The sequence below is a fragment of the Mycobacterium sp. IDUB_19 genome, from assembly GCF_055419445.1.
Window position 1 is genome coordinate 32,112 of record NZ_JBVAXR010000025.1, and the last position, 26,518, is coordinate 58,629.

Sequence of the window (26,518 nt, forward strand, 5' to 3'; positions counted from 1 at the left end):
ACCGAACTTTAGCGGCCCAGCGCGGCAATCTCCGCGACGGCTTCGTCGGCGGTGAGAATCGCGCTGGCATAGTTCGGGATATTGACTTCGAGAGCAGCGTGCATCTCGATGTCGGAGTAGCTCGCGGTCGCGTCCTTGACCATCGTGACGTCGTAGCCGAGCTCGGCGCCAAATCGAACGGTCGCCTCGACACAGGTGTGGGCGATCAGGCCGATGACGATCAGCCGATGGATGCCGTGCTTCTTGAGCAGTAGATCCAAATCAGTGTTGGCGAACCCACTGGAGCACCAATGTTCTTGGGCGACAATGTCACCCGGCGCAGGCACGAAGTCGGGATGCAGATCGCCGCCCCAGGTTCCGAACTCGAAGGTTTTGCGCGACCACGCGGCGCGCTGGATTGGCGCGACATACTTCCAGGTCTCGTAGTCGCCCGGACGGTAGCGGCGGTGCAGCGCGTAGAAGACGCGGATACCCGCCGCTCGTGCGGCGCCGAGGGTTTCGCGCATATGCGGGACGCATCCGTTGGCTTCGGCGACACCTTTGAGGCGATCCCATACCTTGCCGCCTTCGGAGATGAAATCGTTGTACGGATCGATAACGACAAGGCCGGTGAGGTCCCTTTCACTCGTCATGTCGATATGTTCGCACGACCATTGGTGCAGCCGTCATGTGTGAACGTTATTTCTACTGCGGGGGTGGGGATTTAACGGGCCACAGTGCCATTCGATCGATCAGCCTGTCCCGCAGCACGAGCGTGTGAAACAGCACCGCGCACATGTGCGCGGTAAACGCCGCGAACAGCAGGAAGGCGAAAACCCCGTGGCACTCCCGCAGCACCGCGTACAGATCGAGGTTGTCCGGTGCGATGCCGGGCAAGCGAACCGGCCCCACCAGGGTGACCGGGAGCCTGGCCGCCGACAGGGTGGCCCATCCGATCACCGGCTGGATCAGGAGCAAGCCGTATAGCGCGTATTCCGACCACGTTGCGATGCGCCGCTCGACGGGGCCCATCGTGGCCAAAAACGCCGGCGGCCGGTGGGTAAGCCGATTGCCCAGCCGCACGATCGCGAAAATCAGGATCGCCACACCCAAGGGCCGGTGGATGGCCAAGAGCAACGGGTAATAGCTCAGCGACGCGATCATGATCACGCCAATGAGCAGCTGCGCGACGACCATTGGCACCATCGTCCAGTGTAGAATCCGGGACGGGAGCGCGAAACGTGTTGATGTGCCTGCTGTTTCGACCTTCTCGCCCGTCATGACAGCACCTGTCGGACGTTGACCTCGCTGGGCGACTTGGGTTCCTCGGCACGGCGGGTGAACGAGCGTGCATAGACGGCCGACCGCGCGGCCAGCAGCGGGTCGTCGGATACGGTGATGCCGTCGGGCAGCACCGTCGGGTCGAAATTGATGTCGCGCGCGTTGCCCGCTTCCTCGGTCTGCACCCCGGTGATGGTGATGGTGCCGGCGTCGATTGACCGCCGCGACTGCGGCCAGGGTTTGGTGGCGTCGTTCGTCGGATCGCCCGGCTCACCGATGGCCAGAATGAACTTCCACGCCAGCGGCCCCTGCGCCACCGCCTGGATCAGGTCGTCGAACAAGTAATCCTTGCCCACCGATGCCGGCACGGCTGCCGGCTGCCCGCCGGCTTGCTGGGGAACCAACGACCAGCGCACCGGCACAGTCGCGCCGGCGCTGTTGGTGAAGTAGAAGGCATTCAGACCGTGAAACGCGCTGTCCACGAAGCCCGCGCTCGGCGGTGTCTGCTTGATGATTTTCATGGCCGCAACCGTCTCGGGATGCCGGTCGAGGAAGGCGGCCATCTTCTGCGGGTCGGGCTTGCCCGTGGCGGGAACGAGTTTTGACGCGAGCAACCGCTCGTAAAACCCCTCCGGAGTGCGGTCGGTGAACACCGGAAAGCTGACCATCGCAGTGCGCCACTGCTGGCCGTTGGGCGTCTGGAACATCAGCCCAAGACCGCGGACCGTGTCGGGCTTGTCGCTCTGGTCGGGCAGACCACCCCCCAGTGAAAACCGGCCGATCAGCGGAACACTCCCCGGCTGGAAGACCGCTGCGCGGCAGATGGCCGCACCCGCCCCGGTGCTCGCAAACGATCCCGTTGCGGACAGGCCTTTCGCGTGGTTGCGCCGAAACCCCTGGTGGCGGCCGAAGACCTGTTCGAAGCGATCGGCGAAGCGCGGCGGGGTCAAGTCGTCGGGCCGCAACCATCCGCCCGCGTAGGCGAACCCGCCCACGTCCACGGCGGCGACGCCGGCCACCGCACCCATCCCCAACAGCGCGCCGCGCCGGGTGAGTGCGCCGAAGCGGTGCTGTGTTTCGGCGGGCCGATCCTGCGGCTCGCGATCGCGATCAGCGGGCTCCACGGCCCACCGTCCTTTCCGTCCTGCTGCGCAGCGTGGAACTAAGTCGCTGAAGGCAATTCAATCCATGGGCTGTTGTGGTGCGCAACCCTTAGGGGCTACCGACGCACACAATGCGGACCACGACGCGCCAAGAGGATTCGTTCAACTCCCGTGAAGGCCTTCACTATTTACGCTCCGGGGCGTAGCGTAATGGGCGGCCGAGACCGGGCGCACCCCGGTCTCGCGTCCACCATCTCCGGCCAGCCAGCCGATGGCGACCCCGAACAGACTCGGAGGAGACTCGTGTTCGACCTCAAGATCACCGGTGGAACTGTTGTCGACGGCACTGGCGCCGAGCGCTACCGTGCCGACATTGGTATCAAGGATGGCCAGATCGTCGACGTTGTGCGCCTTCCAGACAAACAGGGTGCCGACGACCCCGAAATGGGTGGCGAGGCTGCCGAAACCATCGACGCGACGGGGCATGTGGTGGCCCCCGGCTTCGTGGACATCCATACCCACTACGACGGCCAGGTGACCTGGGACAGTTTGCTCGAGCCTTCCAGCGGCCACGGCGTCACGACGATCGTGACCGGCAACTGCGGTGTCGGCTTCGCACCGGTGCGGCCCGGCAGTGAGAAGTGGCTGATCGAGTTGATGGAGGGCGTCGAGGACATCCCCGGCACCGCGCTGACCGAGGGCATCACCTGGGGCTGGGAAACCTATCCCGAGTACCTCGACGCGATCGGCAAGCACAAGTTCGCGATCGACGTGGGCAGCCAGGTCGCCCACGGCGCCATCCGCGCCTACGCGATGGGCGAGCGGGGCGCCCGTAATGAGCCGGCCACGCCCGAGGACATCGAGGCAATGGGCCGACTGGTGACCGAGGCGATCGAAGCCGGAGCGCTCGGGTTCTCGACGTCGCGCACGATGGGACACCGTGCCATGGACGGCGAACCTGTTCCCGGCACGTTTGCCGCCGAAGACGAGCTGTTCGGTCTTGGCCGCGCGATGGCGGCCGGGGGCCAGGCGGTGTTCGAGCTGGCCCCGCAGGGATCCGCGGGTGAGGACATCGTCGCGCCAAAAAAGGAACTGGAATGGATGCGGCGGTTGAGCGGCGAGATTGACCGCCCTGTGTCGTTCGCGCTGATCCAGGTCGACGCCGATCCGAAATTGTGGCGCGAGATGCTGGACCTGTCCGCGGACGCGCACGCGGCGGGCAGCCGGCTCTACCCCCAGATCGCGGCCCGGCCATTCGGCATGATGTTCGGATTCCAGGGTCACAACGGCTTCAGCCACCGGCCGACCTTCCGCCGGCTGAAGGCCGAGTGCAGCCGCGAGGAGCTCGCGCAGCGCCTGGCCGACCCCGCGGTCAAAGCCGCGATCCTGTCCGAGGACGACCTACCCGTCGACCCGAGCCTGTTGTTCGACGGCATGTTCGCCCTGGTGCAGCACTCCCTGAAGCGGCTGTACGCGCTGGGCAACCCGCCGGACTACGAACCCACCCCGGAGCGCACCGTCGCCGCCATCGCCAAGGCCCGCGGCGACGACCCGCTGTCGACCCTGTACGACCTGATGCTCGAACAGGACGCGACCGCCATGCTGATGCTGCCACTGTTCAACTACGCCGAGGGCAACCACGACGCGATCCGCGAGATGATGCTGCACCCCGCCGGCGTGCTCGGACTCTCCGACGGCGGCGCCCACTGCGGGATGATCTGTGACGCTTCCTATCCCACCTTCCTGCTCACGCACTGGGCGCGGGACCGGCACCGCGGTGAGAAGCTGTCGCTGGAGTACGTGATCCGCAAGCAATCGCGCGATACCGCTCACCTGTTCGGCCTCACCGATCGCGGCACCATCGAGCGGGGTAAGAAGGCCGACATCAACGTCATCAACATGAACGCGCTGACACTGCACCCCGCGGCGATGGCGTTCGACCTGCCGGCCGGCGGCAACCGGATCCTGCAGGGAGCAAGCGGATACGCGGCGACCATCGTCAGTGGCACGGTGACCCGTCGCAAAGACGTCGACACCGGAGCCCGGCCCGGGCGCTTGGTGCGCGGAGCGCGCTAAGAGCTCCGTCGGTGACAGCGACTGCCGGCAATCCGGCACGCACCCGGGACGAGGATGCGATCGGCACCCCGCCTGAAAGTCCGACGTTGGTGCCGGCCGAGCGGTACTACTCTCCCGCATTCGCCCAACTCGAGATCGAACGAATGTGGCCGAGGGTGTGGCAGGTCGCCTGCATGGTCGACCACGTCGCCGAGCCAGGCGACTACTTCGAATACCGCTGCGGCCCATACGGGGTGCTGATCGTCCGCGGTGACGACGGCGTGCTGCGCGCATTCCAGAATGCCTGTCGGCATCGGGGCAACTCGCTGTGCGTGGGATCGGGTTCCGGACTGCGCGAGCTCAAATGCGGCTATCACGGTTGGACCTGGGATCTGGCCGGCGCGCTCAAGCGGGTGCCCAACCGCAAGGGCTTCGGCGCGCTGCGCATGTCGGACTTCCCATTGGTGCCGGCCAAGGTCGAAAGCTGGCAAGGGCTCGTCTTCGTCAATCTCGACGTCAACGCGATGCCGCTGCTCGAGTATCTGGAGGAAGTGCCCGATGACATCGCTTGGTGTCATCTGGAGGACTTCCGGTGCTATGCGACCCTGACGGTCGAGGTCGAGGCCAACTGGAAGACGATCGCCGACGGCTACAGCGAGACCTACCACATCCAGACCCTGCATCCCGAACTGCTGCGCTGCGTCGACGACATCCATGCGCCACAACAGATCTGGGGTCATACGGGTAAGTCCGACCAGCCATATGGTGTGCAAAGCCCACGCTTCGACGGCGCGTTGAGCGACGAAGAGGTCTGGGACGCTTACGTATACACCCAAGGTGCGCTGATGGGCGTGGCCGAAGGCACACCGTTGCCCGCCGACGAACTCCAGCCCGGGCAGACGGTCCAGGATGCGATCGCGGCACGCACCCGGGATTTCGCGGCCTCCCGGGGGGTGAGCCTCGACTGGGCTGACACCGACCGGATCACCCGGCTGCACCAGTACAACGTGTTCCCGAACATGACGTTTTTGGCCAACGCCGACCACTTGACGATCATGTGCTCGCGCCCCGGGCCGGATCCCGGCTCGAGCCCTGATAAAGGCGAGTTGGTCATGTTCCTGATGACCCGGATGCCTCCGGGCGCGGCGCGCAACAAGCCCACGGACGTTCGCATGAGCGCCGGGGAAGCTGAACCGGGCCTGGTACTCACCCAGGACATCCGCGTCCTCCCGGGCTTACAGCGCGGCATGCATCAACCCGGATTCACCCACGTCGTGCTCTCCGGCGAGGAGCGCCGGGTGATCAACATGCACCGCAATCTCGAGCGCTACCTCGACCTACCGGCATCCGATCGGATGACCGGGGGCATACCGTAACCCGGGGAATTGACGACGCCAATTTAATCGGCGAGCGCCGCCCGAAAAAGCCGCAACGGGTCTAGACTTCCGGCTTGTGACGACCGCGTCGAATCCCTGTGGTGACGAACGAGGACAGCTGCCATACCGGTTGCATATGCGATATCAGATCGTCGGCCAGAGGCGGGCGCGGCGGCTGTGCCGGTCTTTCGCGGACGTGGGTGTCGACACCGGGCCGGTTCGTCTTCAGCAGATGCTCGCGGGCATGCCGGTCACCGACGAAGAAGTGACCGATGTGAACTTCGCCCTCATCGCGACCCAGATGAAGCGCGATGAGCGCAACGCGAAACGCCGACATCTACAGCGTCAAGGCACCCGCTCGCTGATGTTTGCCGGGATGATTCTGCTTGTCCTGAACTTCCTGTTCTGCCTTGCCTACGTCATGCTCAACCTGACCGACCAGGCCCCGCTGTAGAGCTTGCGCCGTCACCGCGGCGCAACCACCCCATTGTCGTAGGCGTAGACGATCGCGGCGGCGCGGTCGCGCAAGCCGAGTTTGCCGAAGATGCGGCCGATGTGGCTTTTGACCGTGACACCCGAGATGCAGAGTTCGTCGGCGATCTCGGTGTTGGAGAGACCTTTTCCGATCAAGGTCAGTACGTCGAGCTCGCGGGTGGTCAGCTCCGAGATGTCGGTCCCGGGCGGTACCTCGGCCGATTTGCGGTAGGTGGTGAGCACCCGCGAGGTGACCGCAGGATCCAGATAGCTGTCACCCCTGGCGACGGCGTGCACGGCACGGATCAGCTCCTCGGCGGAGGAGTCCTTGAGCACAAAACCGGCGGCGCCGGCGCGCAATGCCCCCGAGAGCAACTCGTCCTCGTTGAACGTCGTCAGGGCAAGCACCGGCGGCCCGCCGGCGAGTCTGCGCGTCGCCTCGATGCCGTCGATCCGCCGCATCCGCAGATCCATCACGATGACATCGGGCCGGTGCTCTGCCACCGCGGCCGGCACTTCGTCCTGAAAGTGCTGGAACGCGAACTGGTTCGCCTGTGACGCGGGTCAGCCCGCGGGGATGACGTCGAGCCTGAACACGGCACAGCGACCCGCGAGTGCCTCGAATTCGTCGGCGGTTCCCTGGGTGACCAGCCCGGAGCGTTTGAAGAACCCGACTCCGGTGGGCACTTTTTCCGGAAACGCTCGCAACACCAGGTGCGCTTGCTCCGTGCTGAGTTCGACGAAGCTGACCCGCTGCGACTTGCGGCCCCGGGTAACGGTTCCCGCGCCGGCGGCGCGGGCGTTGAGCACCCAGTCCGCCTTTGGGTAACCACCGACGACGTAGAGGCCGTCGTGGAGGGTGAACGGAGTTGCCGGCGTGCTGCGCGGCTTGCCCGATTTACGTCCGGGCACCGTCAGCACCCGCACCGGTCCGGTGGCGATGCCGACCTTCTGCATGGCCATCATGACCTTGTTCATGGGCTTGAGCCAGGGCGGGGGTGTGGGGTCGGTCATCGTCCAATTAGTATCAATCTGGCTGATACGTGTCAACCCTGTTGATATAGCGTGTCAGGTCGCGGCGACTTCGCTAGGCCCGATCCGGAACCGCGTCGGCCGGGCTCGAGCGGCGGCCCACTTCCACTGCCCCGTGGATTTCAGCCGTCCCGCCCGTCGCGTGATGTTGCCGCTGCCAATCGCTAATCGCCTGGTGCGCAGCGTGATCCAGGTAGCTGACCAGTAGGTGGACGGTGACCGTGGTGCGCTCCGGAACCGACGCCAAAACCCGAGTGAGCCGTGGCAGGGCAAGGAACGTGCACGCTCCCTCGACGACTACCCGCCATTCGTCACCTGCCGGCGTGGCCTCGATCTTGGTACGGATCACCCGCCACCCGGTCAGGGCGATAGCCAGGGCGAATCCGATCATCACGCCGTGCAGCAGGTTGAGGAATACGACGGCCATGACAGTCACCAGGTAGATGGTCAAATCGCCTGTCTTCGACGCTGTTTCAATGTGGGCCGGCTGCAATAGCTGCATTCCGATGACAATCAGCAGGCCGGCGAGTGCGGCACTCGGGATCTGTTCCACCAATTCCGCGAACGGAAGAGCGAACAGCAGGATCCAACAGCCGTGCAGGATCGTCGAGGCGCGGGTTTTCGCGCCGGCATTGACGTTGGCCGCGCTTCGCACGATTACGCCGGCGATGGGAAGGCCGCCGATCGCCCCGGACACGATGTTGGAAGCGCCCTGTCCGATCAACTCGCGGTTGAAGTCCGTTCGTGGGCCATGGTGCATTCGGTCGATCGACACCGCTGTCAGCAGGCTCTGCACGCTGGTGATGAGTGTCACGGTGATGATGCCGATGACGACAGCACCCCAATTTCCGTCGGGAATGCCCGGCAGTTGCAGCGCCTCGAGCACCGACCCGTCCAGCTCGATCCGGGCTACCTGGAATGGAAAAACCAGCGAGACGATCGTCACCACCACGATCGCCATCAGTGGACCGGGAACGGCGGCCACTCTGGCGGGAGCCCATCGCCAGGCGATCATGATGCCGATGACGAGCAGTCCCAATAGGACTCCGGGCCGATGTGCATTCACGATTTGGTGAGGAAGCTGAATGACGTTGCTCCAGGCCGTGCTTTTGGACGCCCCACCGAGTAGTACATGCACCTGCTGAAGCGCGATGGTGATGCCGATTCCGGCCAGCATCGCGTGCACGACGACCGGCGAGATGGCAAGGGCGGCGCGCGCAACCCGGCTGAAGCCCAACAGAACCTGCATGATTCCAGCGCACAAGGTAATGAAACACGTTATTTTCCAACCAAATTGACTGATCAGGTCGGCCACCACGACCGTCAGGCCGGCCGCGGGTCCACTCACCTGCAGCGGCGAGCCGCCGATCGCTCCGCCCACGATTCCACCGACGATCGCGGCGATCAGGCCGGCGAGTACCGGTGCGTCGGAAGCGATCGCGATTCCCAGTGACAACGGCAGGGCGACCAAGAAGACCACGAGTGACGAGGACAAGTCGTGGTGCAGCACCGGGCGTAGTCGGTCCTTCAAAGAGGCGGATCGACGCTGGGTTGCGTGCCGTTCGGGCTGTTCGATGAGTTGCATCATTACTCCCCTCATCGATGTAAAATGCTGGTATACAGGCGATTACGCTAAGCACCAACTCCGTTGTTCGGCTGGGTGTCCGCCTGGCTTCTGTTCGAAGGTATGTGCGCTATCAGCGCGGGTCAACCGGACGAGCCGTGCGCATATGGAATGCAAATCTTTTGTTCGCGCTGTGACGAATTCGTAATGGGCCGTGGTTACAAACTCCGGCTTTCCCTAAACCTTTTGGCCCGCCGTATATTTGGAATTTATTTGGCTCAGGCAGGGCCGCGACCATCACCGGCCAGGTTCAACAGAAGTCGCGTCCCGCCCAGCGGGCTGGCATGCAGGGATGCACTCCCGCCATGCAATTCGGCCTGTTGGGCGACCAGCGCCAATCCCAGCCCGGAACCCGACCGCGATGCCGTCGACCCGCGGGAGAAGCGCTCGAAGACCGCGGTGCGTTCCTCTTCGGGAACGCCGGTGCCGTTGTCGTCGATCGCGATTTCCACGCCTTCACTCGAGCTGCTCACGGTGAGCTGAATCTTGGAAGCACCGCCGTGTTTGACGGCATTGGCGATGGCGTTGTCGATCACCAGCCGTAGACCCGTGGGAAGTCCCACCATCAACACGGTGGGCGACGGCACCAGCGCCACCTCCACGTCGGGGTAGACGCGCAGCGCGTCATGCGCGGCACGATCCAGAAGTTCGGTGATGTCGAACGGAACGAAGTCGTCGATGGTCGTCAGCTGGCCCTGCGCCAGTCTCTCTAGCGCCGTCAGCGTTGCTTCGATGCGGCTCTGGGTGCGGATGACGTCGCCGATGACTTCCTGGCGCTGCTCGGCGGCCAGCTCCAGGGTGGACAGCACTTCCAGGTTGGTGCGCATCGCGGTCAGCGGGGTGCGTAGCTCGTGTGAGGCGACGGCGGCGAAGTCGCGCGCCGATTCGAGTGCTGCCCTGGTGCGCTGTTGCTCGTTGCCGATGCGGGCCAGCATCTGCTCGACGGCTTCGGCGATCTCGACGGCCTCTCGCACACCGCGGACCTGGACCTCGTCGGGGCTGGACTGAGCGTTGATCGCGCGGGCTTGCCGGGCCAGCAGCAGGAAGGGATTGACCATGATCAACGAGATCACCCAGCCGACCAGGAACGTCCCGCCGATGACGCCGGCGCAAATCAACAACACCCGTAGGTGCAGTTCGTTGATCCGATGCTGCGCCTCGGCCAGTGGGGCCGCCAGCGCGATCGAGGCCGGGCCCGCCTCGAAGGTGCGCACCCGGTACTGCACGCCGTTGATGGTGGTGTTGGCGTAGCCGTTGGCGAGTTTGGGCAAGACGATGTTGCTGGGTGCCGACACCGTCACGCCCGCGATGCGTGCGGTGCGTACCAGGTTGCCGTCCGGGGTGGGCCGGTCGGGGGTGTTCTGCTGCGGCCTGTTGAGCAGCGTGTTGATGTCGCCCAGGCTGCTCACGGAGTCCAGGCGGCGATCGAGCTGGCTGTATTGGTCGTTGGTGACGCCGACCCACACCCATACGCCCAGGGTGAAGACGACGGCGATCACGCCTAACTGCGCGACGATGACGATGGTGCGCAAAGACAACACCCGCATCGGCAGCCGGACTTTTCTCAACGCGCGAATGTTGGGCTCCCTCACTGAGCTATTGCCTCGCGACCATCATCGCCCATTGATCGCTTGCCGGATCGCAGCAGCGCGGTACGCCAATGGTTCACGTAAGACTCAACTCGCTGGGCAGCCCGTCGCCGAGTGCGGCCCGCGCGAGTAGTTCGCCGAGCAAGGGGCCGAACTTCATCAGGTTGCTTCCGACGAAGGCAACGACGCGGCCGCGGCGCCACACCATCCACCCATCGCCTCCCGCGTCCAGCCAGGGTGCGCGAACCGAGACGCAGTCCACCTGGCCCACCGGGGACAGCGACGGGAAAAGAGCGCGCACGCTGGCCGGTTCCGGAATCTCTTGACCGAACGCCCAGCGGCCCGTGCTGCCCAGCGGCAGCCCGTAGCCCTGCGGCGCGACCAGGCAGGCCGCGCCGGTGGCGTCGGCGCCCTGATAGGTGAAACGAGTATGCGGAGCGAACTCCACATCGAGCGGACCCCACAGTTCTGGTGTCTGGGCTCCCACACAAACCAGGACTTGGTCGCCGCGCGTCACGGTGCCGTCCGCCAGTCGGACCGAGCCGTCGTCGGCGAGCGAGACTACCCGGCCGGGCCGGATCTCGACCCGGGCCGCCACGGCGGTCAGTGCACGGCGGATACGCAGGCTGCCGCCGAGTGGATCGAAGATCCCGGCCTCCCAGGGAGCAGCGACGAAGGGGATCCGGGCCTCGATGTCGCGGCGGTCAAGCCAGGAGAACTCGGCGCCGGCCTCGGTCATCGCCGTTGCGGTCTCCTCGGGTGGGGCTGCCACGATGAAGCCTTCGGAACCGAGCAGTCGCCCGGCGTCGAGCTCACTCTCCCAGCGCTGCCAGCCGGCGCGCGCGTGGATGGCAAGCCTGCACAGCGCGGCGCGCTGATGTGCGATGCGGAAGATGCGCGCCAGTCCCGCGGACTGTTCGGCGAATGGCTCGCCGCGTTCGAACACGACCGTAGGCTCGCCGCGCCGTGCCAACTCGTAGGCAGCGGCCAGCCCGCATATCCCCGCACCGACGACAATGATCACTCGCCGACCTCCTTAATGCTGAGTCCTGCAATCGAATTCGCGTTGCGCTCCGGCTATCGGCGCACCACCTCGCGATGACCGGCATCCAGTCGTCGGGTCCAGCCGCGCGCGTCGAGGTGTTCCAGTAACGGAATCGCCACCCGCCGCGTGGTGCCCAGCGCCTGCCGCGCCTGGCTCGTGGTGAACGGCTGATCCAGCCGGGCCAACTGGCGCATTGCCAGCGCCGGTGCGGTGGGCAACAGCACCACCCCGTCGCGCAGCCGCAGCACCCGACCGGCACGTTCGGCCGCGGCCAGTTCGCGGCCACTGAGCTTCAACGCCGACAGGTCGTCGGCCTCCGGCGCGTGGAAGGGCTCGGCGCGCAGTCGCGCTTCCAATTCACCCACCGCGGCCTCGGCGGCACCGAGGTCGTCGCCGGCACCGGCCATCCGAATGTGGCCGCCCTGCTGCTCAAGTCCCGCGTCGCGGACGACAGCGTCGAGCAGCGACTCGTCCGGCAGAACCAGCAGGTAACCCGCGGCACCACGAGATAGCCCCTCTGCCAACGGGTCTCGCGTATGCAGCTCCTCGACCGCGGTCCGCAGGCGCTGCCGCCAGGCGTCGTACGTCGCGACGTGCACCCACCAGCCGTCGAGCACCCGCACGCCCGCGGGTATCGCGTCCGGTGGCGGCAGCAGCCCCAGCCGGCGGAGGTGGCTTTCCCGCACCGCACCGCGGCGGGCCACCTCCGCGCCGACCTCGCCGGCGGCGTTCATGCCACTCAGGAACGCGGCCCGGCGGGTTCCGTCGCCGCGCCGCCGCAACACCGGGGGGTCGGCATCGAGTACCAGAGCGCCGCCGAGCACCCGGTGGCCACCCGGATCGCGCAACACCAATCGGTCGCCGAGGACCAGCGGCAGGCGCCGGTCGAGCGTGAGCCGGCCATGGTCGTCATCGAACGGCCGCAGCCGCGCGGGCACCGCCGCGGTGCCGACATGCACGACGAGTTGCGCCGGTGCCTCGGTGAATGCACCGCCGGTAGCGCGGCGCACGTCGAGGGCGCCGGTGCTGGGCCACGCGTCGGGCGTGACGAGCGCGTGCCCGCGATGGATGACATCGCGCGAGACGCCGCGCAGGTTCAGCGCCACCCGGGCCACCGGTCCCAACGTCGGATGCGGCTCGCCCCGACTCTGCAGGCCGCGGATCACCACCGACTGCCGCTGGTCCGCGCCGAGCAGGTCCAGACGGTCACGGCGAGCCACCGTGCCGGCCGCGAGCGTTCCGGTCACGACGGTGCCCGCGCCGGTGATCGTGAAGGAGCGATCGACCCACAACCGCACCCGGGCGGTGCTCTCGGGCGCGGGCAGCTGCCCGAGGACGCGGTCGAGGGTGGCGCGCAACTCGGTCAGCCCGGACCCCTCGACCGCGGACACGATGACACCGGGCGCATCAGCCAGCCCGGTGCTACCCAGCTCGTCGCGGGCCTGCGCCAGAACCGCGGCAGCACGGTCCGGCGCCCGGTCGGCGCGGGTGATCACGATCAGGCCGTGCCGGATTCCCAGGGCCGCCAACGCGTCGCGGTGGTCGCTGGACTGCGCCCGCCAACCCTCATCCGCAGCAACGACGAAGCAGACCACCGGTGCGGGGCCGAGACCGGCCAAGGTGTTGGCCAGGAAGCGCTGGTGTCCGGGCACGTCGACGAACGCCACCTCGCGGCCCGACGGCAGCGTGGTCCAGGCGAAGCCGAGGTCTATGGTCAGGCCGCGGCGCCGCTCCTCCTCCCACCGGTCGGGCTCCATGCCGGTCAGGGCGCGAATGAGCGTGCTCTTGCCGTGGTCGACGTGGCCGGCGGTGGCCAGAACGTGCGAGACGTGGGTGCTCAGCGGTCCGCCCCGGGCATTCCTGCCAACGCGGCACGGACCGCATCCAGCAGACGATCGTCGTCGGACTCGGGGATGCAGCGCAGGTCCAGCAGGCAGGCACCGTCGTGTATCCGCGGCAGCACCGCGGGGTCGCCCGCGCGCAGGGCGGCAGCCGCGGACTCGGGGAGACGGACCGCCCAGCCGGTCAACGGCACGCCCGGGGCTCCACCGCCACCGACCCGGCCGTCGTGCGCGACGACGGACGCGCCGACCGCCTCGGCGAGACGCTGAGCCCGCGCTCGCAGCCGCCCCGCGTCGGCGTGCAGGGCTTGCGTCACCGGTGATGTGCCGGCCCGGACGGTCGCCTCCAGCGCGGCGAGGGTGAGCTTGTCGGCACGGACCGCGCGCGCCAGCGGATGCCGCGCCATCCGCGTCACCACCTCCGCGCGGCCGAGCACAATGCCGGCCTGCGGCCCGCCGAGCAACTTGTCGCCGCTGGCGGTCACGATGTCGGCGCCGTCGGACAGCGTGGTGGCGGCGTCGGGCTCATCGGGCAGCAGCGGGTCGGGCGCAAGCAGCCCGCTGCCGAGGTCGACGACCAAAGGCACCCGCTTCTCGGCGCCCAGCGCCCGCAGCTCCGGCACCGTGACGGCGGAGGTGAATCCCTCCACCCGGAAGTTGCTCTGGTGCACCTTCAACACGCATCCGGTCTGCGGCCCGATCGCGTCTGCGTAGTCCTTCAGGTGGGTGCGGTTGGTGGTGCCGACCTCGCGCAGCCGGGCACCGGTGGAGGCGATCAGGTCGGGCAACCGGAAGCCGGCGCCGATCTCGATCAGTTCGCCGCGGCTCACCACGACTTCGCCGCCGGCCGCCAGCGCCGTGGTCGCCAGCACCAGCGCGGCGGCGCCGTTGTTGACCACCAGCGCGTCCTCGGCCGCGGGGCAGGCATCCAGCAGTGCTTGGCGAAGGGCGACGCCGCGCTTGGACCGGGTGCCGGTGGCGAGGTCGAGTTCCACGTCGACGTAGCCGCTCGCGGCAACCAGCGCGTCGATCGCACTCGCGGCCAACGGGGCACGACCGAGGTTGGTGTGCACGACGACACCGGTGGCGTTGAGAACGGGGCGCAACTTCGTGTTCCGGTGCGCGGCCAGCGCCGCCAGCACCGCGTCCTGCACCTGATCGGGCGACAGATCGCCGCGGCGGGCCCGGTCCTGGACGTCGCGCACCGCGGCTCTGACCGCCTGCTCGCCCAGCCGGTTTCGCGCCTCCTGCACCGGCGGAAGCGAAAGCAATTGATCTGTGCGCGGAATCCGGCGGCGCGGGTCGACCTGTGTCACTTGCCTCTTCGACCTCCTCGGTCCGCGGCTGGCGGAGGCGGACGGGAATCGAACCCGCCAGACCGAGATACTCGATCTCACCGGTTTTGAAGACCGGGGGGACCACCAGGAACCCAAACGCCTCCATGCACAACGTAGCTTGGTCAGCGCCGACGCCGGGGCGGTGTTGGTCGCGCCCGCCTCAGAGCGACAACAGTGACGACGTCGAGTGTGCGGGTGCGGTGGCCTCACCCGGCGTGTCGCCGCCCTGGGCGCACACTAACGCCCAGGACGCACACGCGAAGAAGGTGTGACGACGTTGACAGTTGTCGCTGCGAGGCGGGCAGAGTGTGAGCTCGCCGGCTCCTCGTAGGCTCATGGCATGACCCAAACGCGGACGCGGCTCACCGGTTATGCGCACGGCGGTGGCTGCGCCTGCAAGATCCCGCCCGGCGAGCTTGAGGAAGCGGTCCGCGGCCTGGTCGGACAGACGAACGGGAACGTCCTGGTCGGCCTCGACGACGGTGACGACGCGGCCGCGGTATTGGTGGGCGATCTCGCGGTGCTGTCCACGGCGGACTTCTTCACACCCGTCGTCGACGACGCCTACGACTGGGGCCGGATCGCCGCGGCCAATGCGCTTTCCGATGTCTACGCGATGGGCGGACGCCCGGTGATCGCGATCAACCTGATCGGCTGGCCGCGCGATGTGCTGCCCCTCGAGTTGATGACCGAGGTGCTGCGCGGCGGGCTGGCGGTGGCTTCGGAGGCGGGCTGCCCGGTGATCGGCGGCCACTCCATCGACGACCCGGAGCCGAAGTACGGCATGGCGGTAACCGGTGTAGCGGACCCGGACCGATTGCTGTGCAACGACGCCGCCCAACCCGGTCTGCCGCTGACCCTCACCAAGCCGCTCGGTGTCGGGCTGCTCAACAATCGGCACAAGCAGACCGGTCAGGTGTTCGCGGAGGCGATCGCGACGATGACCCTGCTGAACCGCGACGCCGCCGAGGCCGCGGTGGCAGCGGGTGTACGGGCCGCCACGGATGTGACCGGCTTCGGGCTGCTCGGCCACCTGTACAAGATGTGCCGGGCGTCGAAGCTGGGCGCCGTCATTGACCGCACCGCGGTGCCGGTGCTCGATGCGGGACGCGAGGCGCTGCGCGACGGCTTCGTCTCCGGCGGAACTCGGCGCAACCTCGATTGGGTCCGCCCGCAGCTGCGGCCCGGCCCCGGCGTAACCGAGGACGACCTACTGCTCCTCGCCGATGCGCAAACCTCGGGCGGCCTGCTCGTCGTCGGCGAGTTGCCCGGTCACCCGGTGATCGGCCACACCGTCGCGGGCGAGGGCATCGAGGTCCGTTAGTCAGCGGTCGTGATGGAGTCGTCCGTGATGCCCGCGGCGCGGCGTGCGGCCAGCCGACGTTTCTGAGGCTCGATCGTGTAGCGGGGGTCGCGGGCCGATTCCTTGCCCGCTTCGAAGAAACCGAACCTCAGCATCGCCGACGCCGTCAGCAGCGTCAGACCGGACAGGGCGGCGACATCGCGGCGGTGCCCGCCCAGTAGCGCGCCCAAACCGCCTGCGGCAGCCAGCCATTCGCTCCATGCCAGCAACCGCCCGGGCGTGCCTTGGTGCAGCGGTTCTCTGGTCAGCGGGTCCATCCGGAACTCGGTGAACCTGGCGGAGATCAGATCACTGATCGCGCCGATGACGGCGAGCTTGCGGGCGGGCCCGGCCTCGGCGACCGGGGTGGTTATCATCGCCAATCCCGATGCGGCCAGGCTCGCCGAGCTGACGAAGACGAACGGCAGGTCTCTATATGCGGCGTTCCATGTCGGGGTCGCGGTGTCGGTCAGCAGCACCGCGGTGTAGACGGCGAGCGGTGCCGCGAAGACACCGGCTTCCAATCCGGCCGGCCCTTCCGCGGCGCGCAGCGCGGACCGCAACGGGCCCAACGGGATTCGCTCGCCGGTCATCCGGTCGATCTCGGAGACCGCGGCAATCCCGATGCCTGCACTGAAGAGGCTGAGAATCCACGAGCCGACGCTCATCGGCGAGGTCAGCTTGACCGTCCGCAGCATGTTGACGAAACGCTCGGGCCGGCCCAGGTCCTTCACCAACGCGACCGCGCCCAGTGACACCGCGACCAATGCGGACAGTCTGGTGTTGCGGCGCAACGTTTTTCGCCCGGTGAGCTGGGCACCGGCCGCCAGCAGACCGGACCCACCGGCGACGCCACCAAGAAACAGGTACGCCCCCACTTCGTGTCCCCACGGCGCGGGCTTGACCACCGGACGCCCGTAATACGAGGTGAACTCGGCGTCGGGGACCATCGGCATCTCGCGTGAACCGTCGCCACCGCCGCGACGGCCCGCACGCTTGCCTTTTCGCCGCTTGCCGCCCTCGGGCTCCGGCGGGCGGAAGCTGTCGAATTCGGAGGTGCTCATCGACTCTTCCAGAAGGCCCATGCCGCCGCGCCGACCATGCCGGCCGCGGCCATGCCGGCGCGCTTGACCATGGTCGGCAGGTCAGCCGTGCACACCCGCGGATCGGGCGGCAGGCCGTAGACCTCCGGTTCGTCGAGCAACAAGAAAACCGACCCGATGCCACCGACGCCGTCGTGCTCGTTGGCACCGTAAAGCCTTGCCTCCGTGCGGCCCTCGGCATGCAGCTGCGCGACCCGCTCGCGCGCGATGCCCACCAGGTCGTCGTGGTCACCGAACTTGATAGAGGTGGTCGGGCAGGTCTGTGCGCAGGCGGGTATCTGGTCCTCGATGAGGCGGTCGTAGCAGAGAGTGCATTTCTGGGCGACGCCGGTGACGAATTCCTCTTGCGGGCGGCCGGGCCGTTCCACCGGCGTCGCGTAGGTGCCGTCGCTGCGGCGCTCGACCACCCCGAACGGGCAGCCGGCCACGCACGTTCCGCAGCCGTTGCACACGTCGTCCTGCACCACCACGGTGCCGAACTCGGTGCGGAACAGCGCCCCCGTCGGGCAGACGTCGAGACAGCCCGCGTGCGTGCAGTGCTTGCAGACGTCCGACGACATCAGCCAGCGAAACTCCGGGGTGTCCGGCGGCTTCGAATCTGCCTGAGTCTCTGCGGTATCGGGTGGCAGGGATGGCATGCCCAGGCTCACCAACGCCCGGCCGGATTCGCGCGCCTCCTCGATGCGGTCGCGGCCTTGTTCGATGAATGCCACGTGCCGCCAGGTGCTCGCCCCCAGCGCGCCCGTGTTGTCGTAGGACGAGCCCAGCAGTTCGAGGTCGCCGTCGTGCGGGTTGCGATTCCATTCCTTGCACGCCACTTCGCAGGCCTTACATCCGATACAGATCGAGGTATCGGTGAAAAAACCCTTGCGCGGCTTGGCATCTGCCCACCCGGCGTCGGCGGCGGGGTCAGTCGGTCCGGTCAGCTGCCCCATCGGCTCCCCTTCTGTGCTTCCCGCGCGGCGGGTCGATGATGTCCCAGACGGCTTCGGTGACTCGTACATTGTCCGTCTCGACCGTGACGCCCGCGCGAGACTGGTACTCGGCCACCAACTGCAACAGCGCCGCGCCCTGCGGCCTGCGGCCCGGTTGGATGTCGCAGGACCCGGCCTTGGACTCCTGGATCTGCACGTTCGGATCCAGCGTCACGCCCAGCAGATCGTTGGCCGCGTCCCCGCTCACCACCGCGTCGCTGCCCACCCCCCAGTGGTAGGGCAGCCCGATCTGGTGCACGGTGTGGTCGCCGATCCTCAGTGGGGTCATCCGCTCGGTGACCAGCACCCGCGCCTCGATCGCCGCGCGTGGCGAGATGATGGTGGCCCACCCGTAGGGCTGTAGCCCGCGCTCGGCGGCCAGTTCCGGGGAGACCTCGCAGAACATCTCCGGTTGCAACTCGGAGAGGTAGGGCAGCCACCGGCTCATGCCGCCGGCGGTGTGGTGCTCGGTGAGCCGGTAGGTGGTGAACACGTACGGGTACACGTCGGCGCCGGGGTCGCCGGCGCTCGGGGCGCTCAGATTGTCCTTGCGCGGGAAGATGATTCGGGCGGGGTTCTGCTGTTGCGGGTACAGCCCGTTGGCGACCGGCGACTCTTGCGGCTCGTAGTGCGTGGGCAGCGGCCCGTCGACCACACCCTTGGGCGCGAACAGCCAACCCTTGCCGTCGGCCTGCATGATGAACGCGTCATCGCCGGCCAGTGCGGCCGGGCCGCCGAGCCCGGGGTCGGGGCGGCTGTGCGGCGCCCGGTCGACCACGAAGTCGGGCACGTCGTGACCGACCCAGCGCTGCTGCTGCGCGTCCCACCAGATGTAGCGCTTGCGCTCACTCCACGGGTTGCCGTCGGGATCGGCCGAGGCACGGTTGTACAGAATCCGTCGGTCGGCCGGCCACGCCCAACCCCACTCCGACTGGCTCGGGCCGGCTCCGCCGTGCGGTACCCGGCGGGCGGACTGATTGGTGGCGTTCGCGTACACCCCCGAGTAGATCCAGCAGCCGGCAGCGGTCGACCCGTCGGCACGCAGCTCGGTGAACGACGACACCGGCTTGCCGGCGTCGGGGCCGGTGAGGTGATAGCCGTTGTATTCGGCCAGCACCGCCTCGCCGTCGATCTCGCCGTGGTCGTCGGTGCGGTAGTCCCAGGTGAGGTCCAACAGCGGCCGGTCGCGCTCGTCGGTCGAACCGGCCAATCGCGCCCGGATCCGCTTGCCCAGCTCGTAGAGGAACTGGCATTCGCTTTGGCAGTCGCCGGGTGGCTCGACGGCCTTGTGCCGCCACTGCAAGAGCCGCTGCGTCTGGGTGAACGATCCCGCCTTCTCCACATGGGACGCCGCCGGGAAGAAGAACACCTCGGTCTCGATCTTCTCGGTTTCCAATTCCCCGGATGCGATCTCCGGACCGTCCTTCCACCAGGTGGCCGACTCGATGAGGTTAAGGTCGCGCACCACAAGCCATTTCAGGTGCGCCATGCCGAGTCGCTGCAGCCGGCCGTGGGCGGAGCCGACCGCCGGATTCTGGCCCAACAGGAAGTAGCCCTCCACCTCGTCGTCGAGCATGCCCATCACGGTCTGGTAGGTCCCGTGCGGGCCGGACAGCCGCGGCAGGTAGTCGTAGGCCCAATCGTTGTCCGCCCGGGCCGCGTCGCCCCACCAGGCCTTGAGCAGGCTGACGGTGTAGGCGTCGGCGTTGGCCCAGAAGCCTTTCTGTTGCTTGGACCCGATCGCTTCGAGGTAGTCGGCAAGCGTGTCGTGCGTGCCCGCCTTCGGCATCGGCAGGTAGCCGGGCAGCAGATTGAACAGCGTGGGAATGTCGGTGGAACCCTGAATGCTGGCGTGGCCGCGCAACGCCATGATGCCGCTGCCGGGGCGGCCGACGTTACCCAGCAGCAGTTGCAAAATTGTTGCGGTGCGGATGAATTGGGCCCCGAGGGTGTGCTGCGTCCACCCGACGGCGTAGGCGAAGCAGGTGGTGCGCTCGCGGCCGGAATTCTCGACGATGGAATTGGCCAGATAGTAGAAATCCTCGATGCTGATGCCGCAGAGGTTCTTGACCATCTCTGGGGTGTAGCGCGCATAGTGCCGCTTGAGGATCTGGAACACCGTCCGCGGATGCTGCAGGGTGTCGTCGCGCAGCACCTGAGCGTGCGCCAACGCCGGGCCGGCGCCGCCGTGCTCGTCGCCCGCGGCCCGTGCCGAGGCGTCCGCACCATGCTCGTGGCCGCCGCCTGGATCTTCGACGTGCCCCCCGTCGGATTCGGCGTAGGCCCATGACGACGGGTCGTACTGCCCGGTCTCGGGATCGAAGCCGGAAAAGAGGCCGCCGAGTTCTTCGGCGTCCCCGAAGTTTTCGTTGATCAGCGTGGCCGCGTTCGTGTACGCGACGACGTATTCCTTGAACCACAGGTCGTTGCTGATCACGTGGTTGATCAGTGCACCGAGCAGCACTACGTCCGAGCCCGCCCTGATCGGGATGTGCTTGTCCGAGACCGCCGAAGTGCGAGTGAAGCGCGGATCGACGTGGATCAGCCGTGCCCCCCGGGCCCTGGCCTCCTCAACCCACTGGAATCCAACCGGATGGCACTCGGCCATATTGGAGCCCTGGATGATGATGCAGTCGGCGTTGGCCATGTCTTGCAGTGATTGGGTGGCGCCGCCGCGCCCGAAGGAGGCTCCCAGACCGGGAACCGTGGCGGAGTGTCAAATACGAGCTTGGTTCTCGATCTGGATCGCGCCCGCGGCGGTGAAGAGCTTCTTGATCAGGTAGTTCTCTTCGTTGTCCAGCGTGGCACCGCCGAGTGCGGCGATCCCCATGGTGCGCCGCAGCAGGTTGCCCTTCTTGTCGATGTCCTGCCAGGTGTGGCGGCGGGACTCGAGGAAGCGGTCGGCCACCATGTCGATGGCGGTGTCCAACTCGAGGCGCTGCCATTCGGTCGCCCGCGGGGCGCGATAAAGCACCTGGAGCTGTCGGCCCGGCGAGTTGACCAACTGCTCGCTCGCCGACCCCTTGGGGCACAGCCGGCCGCGCGAGATCGGCGAGTCGGGATCGCCTTCGATCTGAACGACCTTCTCGTCCTTGACGAACACCCGCTGGCCGCACCCAACCGCGCAGTACGGGCACACGCTTTGCACGACTCGGTCCGCGGTCGTGGTGCGCGGGGTCATCGCGCGGGTGTGCTTGGAGGTCACCGCCGGACCGCGACCGAACACGTCGCCCGAACGCAGCTGACGGATGACGGGCCATTCCAGGAAGATCTTCGGCGAGGGCAGCTTCGGAGCCATGCCTTGAAGCCTAGTGCGGCTACGTTATCGACGCCGCGTAGATCTCGTCGATATTCGATCCGAGCTTGGCGTCGAATTCGGCGTCCGTCTGCTGGGCGGTCAGGCCCTCGGTCAACGCCCGCGAGAAACTCGCGATCAGGCCGTGATTGCGAGCCAGGATCGCGCAGCTCTCGGTGAGGCTGTAGCCGCCGGACAATGCGACCACCCGCAGCACCCGGGGGTGCTCGATCAGCGGCGCATAGAGGTTGTCTTCGTCGGGCAGCGTCAGCTTGAGCATGACCTGCTTGTCGCCGGGGAGCTCGTCGAGTTTCGTGCGCAGCGCCGCCACCAGCAGGCCGTCCGCTCCTGCCTTGTCGGGGCTTTTGATGCTGACCTCAGGCTCGACAATCGGCATCAGCCCGCGCTGGGCGATTTTGTCGGCGTACTCGAATTGCTGGTCGACGACGGCGTTGATGCCTGCCTCGTTGGGCTCTTGGATGAACGAGCGCATTTTGGTGCCGAAGATGCCCTTATCGACGGCCCGCTCCAACAGGGAGTCGAGCTTTGTCATCGGCTTCATCAGCTGCACACCGTTTTCGGCGTCGCTGAGCCCCTGGTCGACCTTCACAAACGGCACGATGTGCTTCTGCTTCCACAAGAACGCCGCGGTTTCCTCGCCGTTGATGGCCCGGTCCATGGTCTGCTCGAACAGGATCGTTGCCAGTACCTTCTCGCCGGAGAAGCTTGGACTCGCCATCAGGCGCTCACGCATCTCGTGGATGAGGTTGAACATCTGCTCGTCGTTGTCGTACGCGTCCTGCTCAATCCCGTAGAGCTTCAAGGCTTTTGGCGTGCTGCCGCCGCTTTGGTCCAGCGCGGCGATAAAGCCACGCCCCGACGCCATCGCGTTGCGTTGCTCTTCGTTCACTTCGCTCCCTCCGTCGGTGCTTGATCCGGGCGCGGTCCCGATGCCGGGAACCTGCGGCCCCCGGGTCCCAGCATTGCCTACGGCCACCCCTTCCGGCTACCACCTGCGGATAGGGCCACACCCCGTACCGGCGTTTGCCATCCTTGCGGTGAGTGAGTACTCTCTCACCGTGGCCGACTCGGGACGCGATCGACTGCTGGCGGAGGCGCTGAAGCTCTTCGCCGCGAAGGGCTATGCGGCGACGTCGGTCGCCGATATCCAGCGGGCATCCGGCCTCGCTCCGGGATCGGGCGCGCTGTACAAGCACTTCGCCTCCAAGCGCGACCTGCTGGAGGCCGCGGTCACCCACCGGATCGACAGCATCGTGGCCGCGCGCGAGCAGTTCGACGCCGGGCAACCGGGCAGCGTCGAGCAGACGGTACGCACCGCAGGCCAACTGATCTGGAGCAACCTGAAGCAGAGCGAGGATTTGCTCAAGGTCATGCTGCGCGAGCCCGAAGAGGTCGGCGATCTCGACGAGAAGACGTGGCAGGTCATCACCGACAACGCTTATCAGCGGTTCGCCGACGAGCTGACGGCAGCCAATCGCTCCGGCCGTACCAGCATTCCCGATCCCGAGGCCGCCGCGGCCGTGGCGATCGGTTCCCTGTCCTACGCGGCGACGCTGCAGGCATTGTCCGGCCGCTTGCCGGGCAACGTCGACGAGGACCGCTACTTCGAGGCCTGGGTCACCCAGACGGTTAGCGTCCTCGCGCAGCACACCAACCCCCGAAACCGTTGAGCATCAACATATTCCAGGAGCCATACCGTGACTTTCTCAATGCAACTGAGCGACGACGTGATCGAGGTGCGCGATTGGGTGCACCAATTCGCGGCCGAGACCATCCGCCCCGCCGCGGCCGAATGGGATGAACGGGAGGAAACCCCGTGGCCGGTGATCCAGGAGGCAGCGAAGGTTGGGCTCTACTCCCCCGACTTTTTCGCACAGCAAGCCGCCGAGCCGACGGGCCTGGGCTTTCTGACCGCGTTCGAGGAGATGTTCTGGGGTGACGCCGGCATAGCGCTCTCCATCATGGGGACCGGGCTGGCCGCAGCGGCGTTGGCGGGCAACGGAACTCCCGAGCAACTGGGCCAGTGGTTGCCCGAGATGTTCGGTACGCCCGGCGACCCCAAACTCGGTGCGTTCTGTTCGTCAGAGCCCGATGCGGGTTCAGACGTCGGTGCCATCCGCACGCGTGCCCGCTTCGACGAGGCGACACGTGAGTGGGTTCTCAACGGCACCAAGACCTGGGCGACCAACGGCGGTATCGCCAACGTGCACATCATCGTGGCGTCGGTCTATCCCGAGCTGGGTACGCGGGGCCAGGTCTCGTTCGTCATCCCGCCCGACACCAAGGGTCTGGCTCAGGGTCAGAAATTCAAGAAGCACGGGATCCGCGCTTCGCACACCGCCGAGGTGGTCCTCGACAATGTCCGGTTGCCCGAGGACTGCATTCTCGGCGGCCGCGAGAAGTTCGAAGCCCGGATCGCGCGGGTCAAATCCGGCACCTCCGCGGGTGGCCAGGCGGCACTGAAGACCTTTGAGCGCACCCGGCCCACAGTCGGCGCGATGGCCGTCGGCGTCGCCCGGGCCGCCTACGAGTACGCGCTCGAATATGCCTGCCAGCGTGAGCAATTCGGCCGCAAGATCGGCGAGTTCCAAGCTGTGGCGTTCAAACTTGCCGACATGAAGAGCCGGGTCGACGCCGCCCGGCTGCTGGTGTGGCGCGCGGGCTGGATGGCCCGCAACAACCAGAACTTCGACTCCGCGGAGGGCTCGATGGCCAAGCTGGTGGCGAGCGAGGCCGCGGTGTATGTCACCGACGAGGCCATCCAGATCCTCGGCGGCAACGGCTACACCCGCGACTACCCCGTGGAGCGGATGCACCGCGACGCGAAGATCTTCACGATCTTCGAGGGGACCAGCGAGATCCAGCGCCTGGTGATTTCGAGAGCGCTGACCGGGCTGCCCATCCGCTAGGTTTGACGCCATGAAGCGTGCAGTCGTCGCGGCAATCGGATTCGTCGTCGTTGGCTGCTGCGTGGCAATCCCGCATGCCGCCGGGGACAACCCGGCCTGCACGGCGTCGATGTGCGCCTTCTTGTCTCCCTCACGCAACATCAGCTGCGAGATCAACTACAAACGTGATCCCGGCATCTCCGACGAGGCCTATTGCCAGACCAATTCGCCGCCGCAGTCCGCGCACCTGTCCACGGGCGGAGTCGTCACCAGTTGCACCGGTGTGTCGTGTGTCGGCAACCCTGGGGAGGGCACGCCAACCCTTGCCTATGGCCAAACCGCCGGCGTCGGTCCGTTCAGCTGCACATCGAAGCCCGATGGAATCACCTGCACCACCTCCCCGGGCCACGGGTTCACGATCTCCAATGCAGGGATCACCACCATCGGGTGACGTTGCGCACCAATCGGATACAGCGCCGGCGTTAGTCGCGGTCGTGGTGACAGACGGCTTCCAGCTTGATGCCGAATGGGTCGTACCAAAAGAGGGCGTAGTAGTGCCCGGGGTACTGCGGGAAATGTTGCGGCGGGTGAATGACGCTGCCACCGACCGAAACGATGTGGTCGTGTACGGCGTGTACCAGGGAACGGCGCCGCACCATGAACGCCAGGTGTTGCAGGCCGCTGCGCTGCGATGAGTACTGACCGGGCTCGCTCGCCAGGTAGAAGAACAGGAACGTGCCGGGCTTGTTGTCAGCGGGGTGGTAGGAGAATTCCTCGTCGGTGTCGAAGTACGGCTCGAACCCGACGAGGGGCATCAGCGCGTCGTAATAACGCTTCGCCACTGAGAGATCGGGCACGTTGATGCCCAGGTGGCCCAGCATGTGCTGCTCCTTCCGTCGGGCACCTACGCTAGTCCGCGCCGATGCGCCATGATGTCGGAATGACCACCGAGATCCGGGTTCTCGAGAGCGAGGACGACCTCATCGCTGCGGCTAACGTGTTTCGCGCCGCCATGGTCGGCATTCCACCGATGTCGGACCTGCCGCCCGGCCAGATCACCAAGCTGCTCGACCCCGGCCGCACTGTCGGCGCGTTCGTCGGAGGACAACTCGTCGGGACCGCGGACGCCGCGACGAGCACACTGACCCTGCCCGGCGGAGCGACCGTGAGCCATGCCGCCGTGACACACATCGGCGTGCTGCCGTCGTTCACCCGGAAGGGCATAGCCACCGATCTGGTACGTCACCAGCTGGGCGACATCGCCGCGCGGGGTGAGGTGGTCGCATCGTTGCGGGCATCGGAGGCGACGATCTATGAGCGGTACGGCTACGGCGTGGCGAGTTCCGCGCAGAGCGTGGAGATTCAAACCGCGCGGGCAGGGCTTCGGACCGGTGTCGGATCCGGTGGTCCGGTGCGACTGGTCGCCGCCGCCGAAACCTGGGAAATCCTGCCCCGTATCTATGACACGAATCGCCCATCCCGGCCGGGCACCATCGACCGTCCTGGGGTGTGGTGGGAGGGCGTCCGGCTTCGCACCGAAGCATCCTCGGGGGCTTGGTATGTCGTCGTGCACGGTGAGCCCGGCGTGGAGTCGGGCTTCGCGCGCTACCGCCCTATCGACACCGACCGGTGGTTCGTCAGCGACCAACGGACCATTGTGGTCGAGGACTTCTTCGCACCGACCACAGACGCCTATCTCGGGTTGATGCGCTTCCTCTTAGATCTGGACCTTGTTGACCGAGTGATGTTTTGGATGATGCCTGTCGACGATCCGCTGCCCTCGTTGCTCGTCGATCGCCGGGCGGTGAAGGTGACCGCGGTGCACGATGAAACGTGGCTGCGCATCATCGACGCGGAGAGCGCGCTCGCGACGCGCTCATACGTCGGGGACGGCACAGTTACCATCGCTGTCAATGATCCACTGCTGCCGAACAATTCGGCCAGCTTCGCGATCACCGGAGGCGGAGCCGAACCCACGACCCGGCGCGCCGACCTCCACGTCGGGATCGAGGGCCTGGGTGCCGTGCTGCTCGGCGGCACCACCTGGCACAGTCTCGCGATGGCCGGGCTGGCCCGGGCCGAGGATCCAGCGGCGCTGGCCGTGGCCGATCAACTGTTCGCGGTTCGCGAAGCACCCCATGCCGGAACGTTCTTCTGAC

Annotated in this window: 22 protein-coding genes, 1 tRNA gene and 1 pseudogene; 8 read left to right on the forward strand and 16 right to left on the reverse strand. The window is 66.9% G+C overall.

The annotated features are described in order from the left end of the window. Nucleotides 1-8: 8 nt before the first annotated feature. The 3 genes from ACZY0B_RS19005 to ACZY0B_RS19015 are packed head-to-tail and all read right to left on the reverse strand — an operon-like array spanning nt 9 to nt 2,288. Nucleotides 9-632, reverse strand: coding sequence for a cysteine hydrolase family protein (locus ACZY0B_RS19005; RefSeq protein ID WP_463765757.1), 624 nt, complete (start codon nt 630-632; stop codon nt 9-11). 52 nt (nt 633-684) lie between these two features. Next, the gene (locus ACZY0B_RS19010; RefSeq protein ID WP_463765758.1) at nt 685-1,260 is read right to left on the reverse strand and encodes a cytochrome b; all 576 of its coding nucleotides are present in this window, start codon (nt 1,258-1,260) and stop codon (nt 685-687) included. Next, nucleotides 1,257-2,288 (reverse strand): catalase family peroxidase, encoded by a 1,032-nt coding sequence (locus ACZY0B_RS19015; protein WP_463765802.1) that lies wholly within the window; start codon nt 2,286-2,288, stop codon nt 1,257-1,259. The genes ACZY0B_RS19010 and ACZY0B_RS19015 overlap by 4 nt, the downstream gene beginning before the upstream one ends. A gap of 378 nt (nt 2,289-2,666) precedes the next feature. Here ACZY0B_RS19015 and ACZY0B_RS19020 point away from each other — a divergent pair, with 378 nt between their 5' ends. The 3 genes from ACZY0B_RS19020 (at nt 2,667) to ACZY0B_RS19030 (ending at nt 6,248) form a co-directional block, all read left to right on the forward strand. After that, complete coding sequence (locus tag ACZY0B_RS19020) at nt 2,667-4,439, forward strand: N-acyl-D-amino-acid deacylase family protein (RefSeq protein WP_463765759.1); 1,773 nt, start codon at nt 2,667-2,669, stop codon at nt 4,437-4,439. Nucleotides 4,440-4,450: 11 nt separating this feature from the next. Next, the gene (locus ACZY0B_RS19025) at nt 4,451-5,794 is read left to right on the forward strand and encodes an aromatic ring-hydroxylating oxygenase subunit alpha (RefSeq protein WP_463765760.1); all 1,344 of its coding nucleotides are present in this window, start codon (nt 4,451-4,453) and stop codon (nt 5,792-5,794) included. A gap of 196 nt (nt 5,795-5,990) precedes the next feature. After that, nucleotides 5,991-6,248, forward strand: a complete 258-nt coding sequence (locus ACZY0B_RS19030; RefSeq protein ID WP_463765761.1) for a hypothetical protein — start codon at nt 5,991-5,993, stop codon at nt 6,246-6,248. Between the two features lie 11 nt (nt 6,249-6,259). Here the strand turns inward: ACZY0B_RS19030 and ACZY0B_RS19035 are convergent. From ACZY0B_RS19035 to ACZY0B_RS19070, 8 genes and pseudogenes are all read right to left on the reverse strand, one after another. After that, a pseudogene (locus tag ACZY0B_RS19035) lies at nt 6,260-6,790 on the reverse strand (LuxR C-terminal-related transcriptional regulator); the annotation flags it as partial. 42 nt (nt 6,791-6,832) lie between these two features. Then, the gene (locus ACZY0B_RS19040) at nt 6,833-7,282 is read right to left on the reverse strand and encodes a nitroreductase family deazaflavin-dependent oxidoreductase (RefSeq protein WP_463765762.1); all 450 of its coding nucleotides are present in this window, start codon (nt 7,280-7,282) and stop codon (nt 6,833-6,835) included. 73 nt (nt 7,283-7,355) lie between these two features. Next, nucleotides 7,356-8,885, reverse strand: a complete 1,530-nt coding sequence (locus tag ACZY0B_RS19045) for a SulP family inorganic anion transporter (protein ID WP_463765803.1) — start codon at nt 8,883-8,885, stop codon at nt 7,356-7,358. Between the two features lie 257 nt (nt 8,886-9,142). Continuing rightward, the gene (locus tag ACZY0B_RS19050) at nt 9,143-10,471 is read right to left on the reverse strand and encodes a sensor histidine kinase (protein WP_463765804.1); all 1,329 of its coding nucleotides are present in this window, start codon (nt 10,469-10,471) and stop codon (nt 9,143-9,145) included. Nucleotides 10,472-10,589: 118 nt separating this feature from the next. After that, complete coding sequence (locus ACZY0B_RS19055; RefSeq protein WP_463765763.1) at nt 10,590-11,537, reverse strand: NAD(P)/FAD-dependent oxidoreductase; 948 nt, start codon at nt 11,535-11,537, stop codon at nt 10,590-10,592. 53 nt (nt 11,538-11,590) lie between these two features. Beyond that, nucleotides 11,591-13,399: a selenocysteine-specific translation elongation factor gene (gene selB, locus ACZY0B_RS19060; protein WP_463765805.1), complete on the reverse strand. Its 1,809-nt coding sequence runs from the start codon at nt 13,397-13,399 to the stop codon at nt 11,591-11,593. Beyond that, nucleotides 13,396-14,715 (reverse strand): L-seryl-tRNA(Sec) selenium transferase, encoded by a 1,320-nt coding sequence (gene selA, locus ACZY0B_RS19065; RefSeq protein WP_463765764.1) that lies wholly within the window; start codon nt 14,713-14,715, stop codon nt 13,396-13,398. Before selA ends, selB begins: the two co-directional genes overlap by 4 nt. Nucleotides 14,716-14,744: 29 nt before the next feature. Further along, nucleotides 14,745-14,840 (reverse strand) — tRNA-Sec (locus ACZY0B_RS19070). Between the two features lie 236 nt (nt 14,841-15,076). Here ACZY0B_RS19070 and selD point away from each other — a divergent pair. Further along, the gene (selD, locus tag ACZY0B_RS19075; protein WP_463765765.1) at nt 15,077-16,060 is read left to right on the forward strand and encodes a selenide, water dikinase SelD; all 984 of its coding nucleotides are present in this window, start codon (nt 15,077-15,079) and stop codon (nt 16,058-16,060) included. On the opposite strand, the gene nrfD is transcribed toward selD, so the two are convergent. From nrfD to ACZY0B_RS19095, 4 genes are read right to left on the reverse strand one after another with little or no spacing between them, the layout of a single operon-like run. Beyond that, nucleotides 16,057-17,142 (reverse strand): NrfD/PsrC family molybdoenzyme membrane anchor subunit, encoded by a 1,086-nt coding sequence (gene nrfD, locus ACZY0B_RS19080; protein ID WP_463765766.1) that lies wholly within the window; start codon nt 17,140-17,142, stop codon nt 16,057-16,059. The two genes, selD and nrfD, sit on opposite strands and share 4 nt — an antisense overlap. Then, nucleotides 17,139-18,116, reverse strand: a complete 978-nt coding sequence (locus ACZY0B_RS19085) for a 4Fe-4S dicluster domain-containing protein (protein WP_463765767.1) — start codon at nt 18,114-18,116, stop codon at nt 17,139-17,141. The genes nrfD and ACZY0B_RS19085 overlap by 4 nt, the downstream gene beginning before the upstream one ends. Next, on the reverse strand, nt 18,091-21,453 hold the full coding sequence (gene fdh, locus ACZY0B_RS19090; protein WP_463765768.1) for a formate dehydrogenase: 3,363 nt from the start codon (nt 21,451-21,453) through the stop codon (nt 18,091-18,093). The genes ACZY0B_RS19085 and fdh overlap by 26 nt, the downstream gene beginning before the upstream one ends. Nucleotides 21,454-21,472: 19 nt before the next feature. Beyond that, nucleotides 21,473-22,360: a fructose bisphosphate aldolase gene (locus tag ACZY0B_RS19095; protein ID WP_463765769.1), complete on the reverse strand. Its 888-nt coding sequence runs from the start codon at nt 22,358-22,360 to the stop codon at nt 21,473-21,475. 169 nt (nt 22,361-22,529) lie between these two features. Between ACZY0B_RS19095 and ACZY0B_RS19100 the strand changes: the two genes are divergently transcribed. Genes ACZY0B_RS19100 through ACZY0B_RS19110 form a run of 3 tightly spaced genes read left to right on the forward strand, consistent with a single transcriptional unit; the run spans nt 22,530 to nt 24,810 of the window. Further along, entirely contained in the window at nt 22,530-23,141 is a 612-nt protein-coding gene (locus tag ACZY0B_RS19100) for a TetR/AcrR family transcriptional regulator (RefSeq protein ID WP_463765806.1), read from the forward strand. Nucleotides 23,142-23,168: 27 nt separating this feature from the next. Continuing rightward, nucleotides 23,169-24,380 (forward strand): acyl-CoA dehydrogenase family protein, encoded by a 1,212-nt coding sequence (locus tag ACZY0B_RS19105; RefSeq protein WP_463765770.1) that lies wholly within the window; start codon nt 23,169-23,171, stop codon nt 24,378-24,380. 10 nt (nt 24,381-24,390) lie between these two features. Continuing rightward, on the forward strand, nt 24,391-24,810 hold the full coding sequence (locus ACZY0B_RS19110; protein ID WP_463765771.1) for a DUF6636 domain-containing protein: 420 nt from the start codon (nt 24,391-24,393) through the stop codon (nt 24,808-24,810). Between the two features lie 31 nt (nt 24,811-24,841). On the opposite strand, the gene ACZY0B_RS19115 is transcribed toward ACZY0B_RS19110, so the two are convergent. Next, nucleotides 24,842-25,240: a VOC family protein gene (locus ACZY0B_RS19115; RefSeq protein ID WP_463765772.1), complete on the reverse strand. Its 399-nt coding sequence runs from the start codon at nt 25,238-25,240 to the stop codon at nt 24,842-24,844. A gap of 59 nt (nt 25,241-25,299) precedes the next feature. Between ACZY0B_RS19115 and ACZY0B_RS19120 the strand changes: the two genes are divergently transcribed. Continuing rightward, the gene (locus ACZY0B_RS19120; protein ID WP_463765773.1) at nt 25,300-26,517 is read left to right on the forward strand and encodes a GNAT family N-acetyltransferase; all 1,218 of its coding nucleotides are present in this window, start codon (nt 25,300-25,302) and stop codon (nt 26,515-26,517) included. The last annotated feature ends 1 nt before the right edge of the window (nt 26,518 follow it).